Raw genomic sequence first — 9,444 nt, forward strand, 5'->3', positions numbered from 1 at the left:
AGGGTAAGTTGTTATTTTCATAAAGCTAAAAACCAAAAAAGTACAATAGATATAATGTACTTAATAATAGCAATATAAGATCAAAAAATCTATAAAAGTACACAATCTACAATAAACTTTTTATGGGTTTTCGCTCAAATTTTGAGTCCCCTATTTGTACTTTTTTTTAATAAAATGCAATCCAGTATCCAATCTACAATGTGCTTGGTTTTGGGTTTAGATCCAAATTCGAGTCTTTTTTGTGCTTTTTTAGCAAAACGCAACAAAGAATCTAGTTTGGAATGTACTTTGTATTGGGTTTTCGCACAAAATATACCCATATTATTTAATTTACTCATTTAAAGTACGATGTATTTATTGTACTTTTCAGTCCCTCAAAAGTACTTAGTTAGTCCCTCAAAAGTACTTTTTAAAACGCTAAAAGTCCCTCAAAAGTACTTAGTTAGTCCCTCAAAAGTACTTTTTTAAAGTCTGAAAGCATTGATATATATGGCTTACATGGGGGGCTAAAAGTCTTTTAAAAGCTTATTAAAAGAATAAAAGAAAACAGGGGAGTGAAAACTGCCCTATGACACTCGCTAAAGCTCGTGGCATTTTGACCTCGCTAAAGCTCGGTTTAAGGGGCAGTTTTGGGTTACGATCTTGAGAGGATTCTAAAAAAGTAAAAGCAACTACGGCTTCGCTTCGCTCAGAAGCTTTTTTTACTCGCTTCGCTCGATCTAGAAGCAAATATAAGCAATTGATTTACTGCTTTTTTGAAGCAAATGTTTTAAAAACGGTTTTTCAGAGGGTCTAAGCGCAAATTTTGGTGTGGTCGCTCGTAGACACTCGCTCGGAAAGTGCAGTCAGATGCAAAAAAAGAGAGATAGGGATTTAGAGACCCATAAACCATATATTGTGATTAAAAGTAGTCGTATTCTGCTCTATTTTGCGCTGTATGGCATTTTTTATTTACTTTCTATACCCAACTAGCACAATTGATTTAAAGTGGCTTAAAACGCAAATGGAGGGATTTTATCAAGGGTGGAGTTTTCGGATAATTTTTCAATGTGGTTTCAATACAATTTAAATAAGCAAAAAAACAGCAATTCATTGAAATTCACGCTAAGTATAGAAATTGCGTATAAGAGATTTTATGTTAAATTTTTAGTTGATTTATTAGGGGATATAGATTTTTTCACGTGTATCATGTTCTGAGATATGTAATAGGGCGATATAGTGGATAATTATTTTTTGGAAAGTCTTGGTAGTAAAATTAAAATTTTACGTAAGTCTAGAGGGGTTTCTCAAGAAGATTTAGCAAAGCAATCTGAAATAACAAGAACCTATTTGACTCAAATTGAAAATGGTAAGGTTAACCCATCAATTGGAAAAATAAAGAAAATTTCTGAAAATTTAAACATAAGCTTGTGTGAAATGTTTAAGGACATATAATCCTTTATTTTAGGAACAATTGTGTCGAAATTATCCGATGTTTTTAAATATATATCTTTCTATAGAAGTGCTGGTCATCAAATAGGGCGAAAGGTTGGGGATATGTTAGAAGTGCTAACATATGGAGCTTTACATTACGATCAAAATCTGAAAAAAAGATTACATATTGAACCTAACTTATACGGCTTTTCTGATGCAGGGCATAAAGTTGAGTTTTTAATTACAAAAGATGTAAATGAGAATTTACTTAAGGGAGGGAGTGTTACTAATCTAGAAAATTATATAGGTTTTATTGAATGTAAAAAGGTAGGAGTCGAGCAAACAGTCTCAACTTCATTTAAAAATAAATTTAAAGATTATGAAAATAAACAGACTAAGAAATATGATTTAAAATTAGATAGTATTTTTAATATCGGTTTTTCAAGTCATGGTATGAATAGACACAAGTTATCTGTATCTTTTGCAAATTGTGATAATAATTTATTCATTAATGTAAAAAATGAAATCAATAATGAAATCATTTTTAATGAACAAGTCAAAGATCATTATAGACTTATAGTTGCACAATGTAGTGATAATAGTATAGATATAATAGGAAATAGTCGAAGTTTAAGAGAATTCAATTTACCATTAAATAACTGTCGTATATTAGAAATATCTAATTTTAATTTACAGGAGAATAGAATATCTTTAGTTCTTAATAATTGTTTAGCTGGTCCGCAAACACCAGAAAAAGCAAAACAGGCTTCATTTGTTGCTTTAGATGTTCGTAAGAAGAGATTTGGATCATTTGATAAGGTTGATGATCCAAGCTTTAAAAGTATTTTAGTGTTAACTGAATTTGCACACTGGGAAAGAAAAAGCAGAAATATGATTAGTGCTTGTATTGATATCAATCTTGTAGTACCAGATAGTATATTAATCGAGGCTTTCGAAGTATTTAATCAATATTTTGAAAGAAATGGCGCAACGGTATCAAATTTATATGATCTAATAACAAAAGATAACTTTGAAAAGAATAAAGAGATACAAGATCTTATTATGAGTATATTAACAGAATATGATGGTAAAATTTTCCAACAACTTAAGTCAGATGGTACTCATATTGAAGAACTTGTATCTCTAAATTACTTAAATAATAGTTTATCTATTATTTCTGAAAGATAAGAATTCCATCTTTTTTACCGTTAATATCATCATGGTAGTCTGCACGATGTTTGTAAGCATATTTACCTAAACCATAATGTGTGGTTCGATAATTTAACATAATAGTTTTATATCCAATTTCTTCTATAATTTTTTGGGTATTTTTTAATACGGGGATGAGTTCACCTTTACGTGTACAATCCCCAATAACTACAGCAAGATAGTCGCCATTTTTTTGAATATTAAAGGTTTGTGTATAACAATCTCTTAGATGATTGAAATATTGTTCAGTAATAGATTCACTCGCAGGGTGAGCTTTCATTTCTTCTTTATATAGAGAAACAAGGGGAGAGTAATTTTTTTCGAAAACTTTACCCCAATATAATTCTAAGCTAAAGATAGGAGAATAATTGAAGCTGTTTAGATATGGCGGGTGACTAATTACTAAATATATATTTTTTTCTTTAATAGTATCAGGTAAATCTAAGTTATTACCAACATAGCATGTAGCAAAGGTATTAGAGTTAGTGATGTCCATATATTTAATATGATCACTAATCATGTCATTAATTTTTTTAGAAAAAGCAGAGATCACCTCCCTAACTTTTTTCTCTTTATTAATGTGAGGTCTTACTTCACCATCATAGGCTTTTGATACTCGGCGTATAATGCCTAAAAATGCAACTACAATAAAATCTAGCTCATCAGATGCTTCTAAATTTAAAAGAATATTTTGTAAAATTTTTAAGTCTTTGACATTTTCTGGGACAAACCATTTTTCCTCAAAACTGGTTAATACATCTAAATTACTATCAAATGGTTTCGACACATATTGTTTATATAGAAAAAGAATGCTGTCATGTAAGTTTCTAATTTTATTTATATTTATATGTTTGGTTTTGACATTTGATGCAAGAGCAGAAATCCAATTGATGTCTAAACCAACTGAATTAATTCCTCTAAGCTTTGCTTCGACAAGGGTTGTTCCAGAGCCACAGAAATTATCTAGAATATAACTGTTTTTATCTTTTGGTGGAAACAAGTCAATAATTTTTCCAGCTAGAACTGATGGAAATTTACCATAGTATCTATAGTGGCTATGTGTTAGATATGAGATATCTTTAATCGTATAAGGTATATCCCACTGAAAAGTTGGAATTTCTTCGCCATTTATCTCTTCTATTAGAGGCGGAAACTTCTGATAAATTGGGGTAAGATTTTCACTAGATAAATTAAACATAGTAGCTCTTTGTGTTAAATATATTTAACATTATATCATGATTTAGTCTGATAGTAAGTATATTAGTCAGGCAATTAAAAAAATTATTCTTAAAACTGATTATCACAACTTTTATTCTACTCATTATTTAAGTTTCTCTAAACTTAACATAATACAGCTTATGCGAAATGCAATTTTTTATTTGTTATAATTCATAATCTTATGTCGATGTGAAAAGCCCAACTCAGCTGATTTGGGCTTTTTTGTTGATTCTTAATGTTCCACGCCTATTATTTAAGCAATGTTTCACGACTTTGTTCATATTAGTTAAACAATCGTGGTTAATCATAGGGTCTAAAAAAACGGCTCCAAAAACCCCTTTTCTCAGGCTCTGGAATCCGCTTATTTTCTTTTTCAACCAAAGTAGTCAATCCGTCATCTTTAGGCTGAGTTTGGATCTCGGCTTCTACTGGAGCTTCTTCTTTGGCTAATTCAACCGTTTCTTGAGGTGCAGCAGCAGGTGTTGGATCTTCTACTTTTGGCGGTTTTGGGGCTTCCAGTAGACGTTGCATAGCTTCGATTTGTTCCTGATAGAACGATTCACGTTCTAGCGATTGATTTTCTCTCAGCACTGCCTGATTTAACTGTTTTTCCAGTATGTCAACTTGACGTTTTAGTAAGTCAACTTCTGTCAAGTTTTGACTGTTAATTGATTGACTTTGATTGACACTAGTCTCTTTTTTTTGTGGTTCCCCAAAAACTCTTAAGGCTTCTGTAAAGTCAATTAAACCATCAGATCCTTTAGATAAATTTCCTTTGTTTATATGTGCATATATGGCCTGTCTTGAATATCCGTAAAGCTTGGCCAACTCTGAAACTGACAGTTTTTTCATTATGTAAACCAGTTTTCAACCTGTGTTAATACTTGACTGTTAACTTAACAATTTCAATTAACAATGTCATTTAAATCTTACTTTTCTGATCTGAGTAAAAGAATTAACTCCTTAACACTTTAAATCACCCTCATTTGCTCTGTATTGGATTTTTATAGACATTCCCCCTTTATAGGATCCATAGGTTTTAAAAAGTAGCTTAAAACGCAAATGGTGGAGTTTTATCAGGGGGTAGGGTTTTCGAATAATTTTTTCAATGTGGTTTCAATACGATTCAAATAAGCAAAAAAAACCGCAATTCATTGCTGAATTGCGGTTCCGAAAAATTTCTTCTATCCAAACCTATGTGTGTTTTTAAAGTCTGGTAGGTTTTTTCTTGCTAACAGGTGCCATATTCGGATCTGCCACACAATTCACAGTCCCAACATTTTTTTATCTGCCAACGTCTTGGATCAGACCTGCCCTGTTGCCAGTAGCTACCCGAAGAACGCTATATCATTTTTGAGAGGAAGTGAATATCTGTGAGTGAATTATTTTTTATCTCATGGAAATAGAAAAGACCGTACTACAAAGGTGCAGTACGGTCTTTAAAAAATGATAAAACAATAGATCTCTCTATGTGTTTAGAATTAATCAATTCACTTGAGAAAGTGAGTGGATTAATTTGATGAAATGTTAATTTAATCAAGATTTTAATCTTGGATGTATTGATTAGAGGGATGGATAGAAAGTTGGTGACTAATCAACAAAAAATCGTTCCATAATTAATACTGTTAAATTTTACAGTTCGTTGGATAGTCCTCGTAAAGCTGAGGATTGCTACACAGAATATGTGTGGATTTCACTCTGCCATCTCTGACAGTTCATCTATTTAACGAAAAGGTAAAGCCGATGAATAACTCTCTCATGCTTACAGGACTGAGATCCTGATGATTTTGTTACCTAAAATCATAAAGGTCTGAACGAGAAAGCGTCAGACTTTGCTTGTAAGCCAAGCGACTACGTTTGCTTTTGTTGCAAGTACCAAAGAAATACCATTTCATACTCGATTAAAGATCTACCAAATCTTAAGTTGAGCATCTCAAAACCACCTATTTTGAAATTGGTTACTTGCAGTCCTTCTTTTGCTTTTTCACTACACACACGCTCGAGTTTTCGTCCTACTGACTTGTACGATTTTTGTCTATCTTGTTGTAAAACTACTAAAACCAAGATAGTTAACGCATTCGCCAATAATAGTGGGTTTCGCCCCCGCCTACTCTCCCGATCTCCCGATGGATAAATGATCCTTTGCTTGCTTTGCGTCAAATGAAGACATTCGCAAGAATTAAAATCAAAACTGTTTTTCTTAGCTTTTGACTAAAAAAATCAACTGTAGTGGCTATTATGAAAAATCATAACTACAGTCACAGCTCCATCTTCCACACTTACACCAAAATCTACTATGTACCCTTCGGATAGCTTATAGCCCTTAATTCCACTCCCCGATCAATCAATTGATCTTCGATTTCCCCTGTCGTCGTTCCGTAAACAGGCTTGGCAAGAATTAAAAACAAAGTTATATCCCATTGATACCCACTCGCACCCCTACACTACAAACAACGTAGTGCTTAGGTTCTGCTAGAGTTGAGCTATTCGTGCTGATTGTGTCTTTCCACACAACCAAAAAGTTTCGACCTAATGATGATCATCTACTTTCCACAGATCCCCGAGCTTCTGCTCTTTCACTGTGACACTCCCTCTCGTGGCATTGCATCTGCGGTTATTTTCCCTACAGAAACACGGCTGAATCGACAAAAAAATCGTCTACAGCTTCGATTATGGTTTCATGGTCGCCCAAGTACCAACCACCATTCGCACAAAGGCATTGGTGGCTCTGTTCACACAATTGGAACGGATAGAAAAAAGGCTGACACGCAACACCATCAAAGATGATATTGCGCTGACACCTTTTAGCCCCCTTCGTTTGCGATACCGAGCCATTTGGCATGGCAGTACGCTTCACGCTGAGGTAGATCGTATTCGTTCGATACATACAGGTCGCCAACCTGCATGCCAAAAAAGCAATGAATTAGAAGTTAGTCAGACTCCCAAAACATTTTTACAAAGAAGAAAAAAGCAAAGGGAGTTGGTAGCTCCCTGTTGAACAAAGAGCTAGACCTAACTTCTAAAAAAGAAGAACCAATTTTTAAAGAATACGGTTTAACAAGCCGAATTTATCACCCTATTCAGGGCGGGGCAATCAGAGTTTCATCAAATTACAGGAACGACTTGATTACACCCTGATTGCCCCGCCACGAAGCTTCGCTTCGTAAGAAAAGCCAGCTTCGCTGACTTTTCTTTTCAAAATCCTTGCTTTGCAAGGATTTGTTTTTAAATGTAAATTTATTAAAAAAAGTAATACCTGAAATTTTTTAAATTATTACATTTCCACTATTACACCTTTTCAAAATTTTATTGCTTGGTGAGCAAATGGGGAAATGAAAGTGATTTTTTACACCACTTCAAACAAATTTTTTATGTCGGCAATTTTGAATTGTGTTAGCAAAGGAAAAGCGACTTTCTATCGAAAAATATTTATCGATATTGACCAAGCTGAGAAAGGAATTGCGAGTTTAATTAAGCGGTACAATGTTGGTTTAGGTTCTGCAACAAACAATAAAAACTTTGCCTGTAATGGACACCTTGTTATTCAGTACAACCAAGATTTAAGGCAAAAAAGACAGGTCATCATTTGTATTTTGATTACTCTACCTCAAGAAATCCGAGATACTTCTCTGCTGTATCAAAAGCTAGTTGCAGACTTACAAGTCGAGCCTGCGCCAACTCCACGAAAAAGGAAAAACCTTGCGATTGCTTATCAGAAAGACTTTATAAAAAAAGACTTCAAGGAAAGGGATGGATCAGAAAATCGTGAAGAATTTCATAGCTTAGAGCATGAGAAACAGAGGATCTACATCTACAATGTTGATTCAGTCGTAAAGCTAGAATTGAGAAAGTCAGACTATCCTAAAGCCAAAGTAAGACAGATGCAGAAGTATGCCGATGAACAGGCTTTAAAACAGGGTAAACCACCTAGAAAAATCAGTGGATCTCGATGGACTTGGCATCTCACGCCTGTTTATATGGATCTGATATTTTCTGTAGCCAAAGTTGAGATTGATAAAAAGATTTTGATTAAAAAGGATTTAATCAAAAAGACGGTTACTCAATCAAAAGCTAATATGCCGACTAAGGATGTGATAAAGCGTCAAGCAAGGTTAGAGCCTTCTGAGTACCGTGAAGCGATTTCTAATGTCGCTTTCATGGTTGACACCATTCCTATGTTTGGCGGTACTTTGGCTGATGTGGGGCAAGTGGTACAGAAACTTGAAAAGCAGTTCAATCGAGGGCAAGCACATAAAGCTAAAGGTGCTTGGGCTACTCAGAAAAAAGTTCATTTGCCGATCACAGAAGCTTTTGATATTCAAAGGCTAAAAAAAGAAGCATCATATTCGACCCGTATCGATTGGAAGTATCATTCCTTTTCTTCTTTGTATGAAGCTGTTGAAACCTTTGCAGATCATGAAGATATGGACGAAAAGTATAAGCAAAAAAGAGAAGAAGACGTTTTAAAATTCTATGAAAAGGGGCAAGCAAGGATTGCAAGAAGAACCAAACAGCAGAACAATGACCGCAGGATTAAACTCAGTAGAGAACGGGTACAGAAATTGATTCAAAAGCGGTTTTCAAAATGGAAAGATAAAGTCCGTGGGATACATAAGGATCAAAAGCAGTAAGTGGATCTGGCCAACCACACCAGGATTTTTTCAAAATCTTGGTGTGGTTGGCAGGTCAAACTTAGCCCTTAAAGTCTGTTTCAGTTCGCAAAGCCTTGAAAATGCGCTTTGCTGTATTTTCACGAACCGATTTTGGATCTCGTAAAATATTCGAAATCCATACCGCAAATGCTTGATAGTCCTTGTTGCCTGCAAGGTCACTGATGCTGTGGACATTTGAAAGAATGGAGCTGTAAGTGTTGATCTGGCTGTCAGTCATCTTGCAGAACATATGAACGGTATTTTGATCTCCACCCTCAATCGCTTTCAGCTTCGACTTCTCCTTGACTGTAAAACGGAAGCCAACGACAGCACGCCCCGATTTTATGTTCTCGTAGGTTACGTTAATATCTGTCTGTTCTGTAATTTCATCTAATGATGGTTGAATTACACGTTTTTTTAAGTTGCTTAGGTCATTGTATGAATCGGGCACGCCTAGCTCATTTCTAAAATCTTCTAGGGATATTTCAAATCTCCCCATTGCCTGAAATTTTTTAGCTAGATGATATAAGTCGAAAGAGTAGTCCCTTTTCAATCTCAGTATGATGTCTTTTTTGTACTTGGTATAGGGATTTACCTTGTCGAACTCTTTGAGCATAAATAAGACAACTTCGGGAAAGCGAATAGCAATCCCTCCTGATTCGTAAGTGCAGTCAATTACCCAATTAGATAAGACCTTTTTGTTTTTTTCATTATGATAAGAAAAATATCTTTTAATCAATGACTTACTTGCTTTTTCTAGCTGTGCATATGCTGAGTGCTGTGTGATCCCACACTCTTTCGAAAAATCTTCTGCCGTGATGATAATAGCGTCTTTTTCCGTAGCATCTTGTGTACGTGCAAGAGGGCTAGAAAGAATCAAAAGGCGTTTTTCATTTACACTCATGCTTTTAAAACACTCTTGAATGTTATTTTGCATTACGACCCATGATGG

At 34.5% G+C, this 9,444-nt stretch carries 7 protein-coding genes; 4 read left to right on the forward strand and 3 right to left on the reverse strand.

Annotation, left to right across the window (positions count from 1 at the left end):
* Positions 1-1,218 precede the first annotated feature (1,218 nt).
* Positions 1,219-1,434: a helix-turn-helix transcriptional regulator gene (locus HUK62_RS17150; RefSeq protein ID WP_176538536.1), complete on the forward strand. Its 216-nt coding sequence runs from the start codon at positions 1,219-1,221 to the stop codon at positions 1,432-1,434.
* A gap of 21 nt (positions 1,435-1,455) precedes the next feature.
* On the forward strand, positions 1,456-2,601 hold the full coding sequence (locus HUK62_RS17155; protein ID WP_176538537.1) for a hypothetical protein: 1,146 nt from the start codon (positions 1,456-1,458) through the stop codon (positions 2,599-2,601).
* On the opposite strand, the gene HUK62_RS17160 is transcribed toward HUK62_RS17155, so the two are convergent.
* Together HUK62_RS17160 and HUK62_RS17165 are read right to left on the reverse strand one after the other, a co-directional pair.
* Positions 2,585-3,820 (reverse strand): DNA methyltransferase, encoded by a 1,236-nt coding sequence (locus HUK62_RS17160; RefSeq protein ID WP_176538538.1) that lies wholly within the window; start codon positions 3,818-3,820, stop codon positions 2,585-2,587. The genes HUK62_RS17155 and HUK62_RS17160 overlap by 17 nt on opposite strands.
* Positions 3,821-4,140: 320 nt before the next feature.
* Entirely contained in the window at positions 4,141-4,692 is a 552-nt protein-coding gene (locus tag HUK62_RS17165) for a plasmid replication DNA-binding protein (protein ID WP_176538539.1), read from the reverse strand.
* A gap of 1,828 nt (positions 4,693-6,520) precedes the next feature.
* Between HUK62_RS17165 and HUK62_RS17170 the strand changes: the two genes are divergently transcribed.
* Together HUK62_RS17170 and HUK62_RS17175 are read left to right on the forward strand one after the other, a co-directional pair.
* The gene (locus tag HUK62_RS17170; protein WP_176538540.1) at positions 6,521-6,838 is read left to right on the forward strand and encodes a hypothetical protein; all 318 of its coding nucleotides are present in this window, start codon (positions 6,521-6,523) and stop codon (positions 6,836-6,838) included.
* 334 nt (positions 6,839-7,172) lie between these two features.
* Positions 7,173-8,471: a hypothetical protein gene (locus HUK62_RS17175; protein WP_176538541.1), complete on the forward strand. Its 1,299-nt coding sequence runs from the start codon at positions 7,173-7,175 to the stop codon at positions 8,469-8,471.
* 61 nt (positions 8,472-8,532) lie between these two features.
* Here HUK62_RS17175 and HUK62_RS17180 read toward each other — a convergent pair whose 3' ends face one another.
* A complete protein-coding gene (locus HUK62_RS17180; protein WP_176538542.1) occupies positions 8,533-9,429 on the reverse strand; it encodes a replication initiation protein in 897 nt (298 codons plus the stop codon).
* Between the last annotated feature and the right edge of the window lie 15 nt (positions 9,430-9,444).

Source organism: Acinetobacter sp. NEB 394, from assembly GCF_013374795.1.
Classification (GTDB): domain Bacteria; phylum Pseudomonadota; class Gammaproteobacteria; order Pseudomonadales; family Moraxellaceae; genus Acinetobacter; species Acinetobacter johnsonii.

What these genes read in the sequence shown, in the direction of transcription:
- HUK62_RS17160 (WP_176538538.1), bottom strand. Translation starts at nt 3,820, where the DNA reads ATGTTTAATTTATCTAGTGAAAATCTTACCCCAATTTATCAGAAGTTT.
- HUK62_RS17165 (WP_176538539.1), bottom strand. Translation starts at nt 4,692, where the DNA reads ATGAAAAAACTGTCAGTTTCAGAGTTGGCCAAGCTTTACGGATATTCA.
- HUK62_RS17170 (WP_176538540.1), top strand. Translation starts at nt 6,521, where the DNA reads ATGGTCGCCCAAGTACCAACCACCATTCGCACAAAGGCATTGGTGGCT.
- HUK62_RS17175 (WP_176538541.1), top strand. Translation starts at nt 7,173, where the DNA reads ATGAAAGTGATTTTTTACACCACTTCAAACAAATTTTTTATGTCGGCA.
- HUK62_RS17180 (WP_176538542.1), bottom strand. Translation starts at nt 9,429, where the DNA reads ATGCAAAATAACATTCAAGAGTGTTTTAAAAGCATGAGTGTAAATGAA.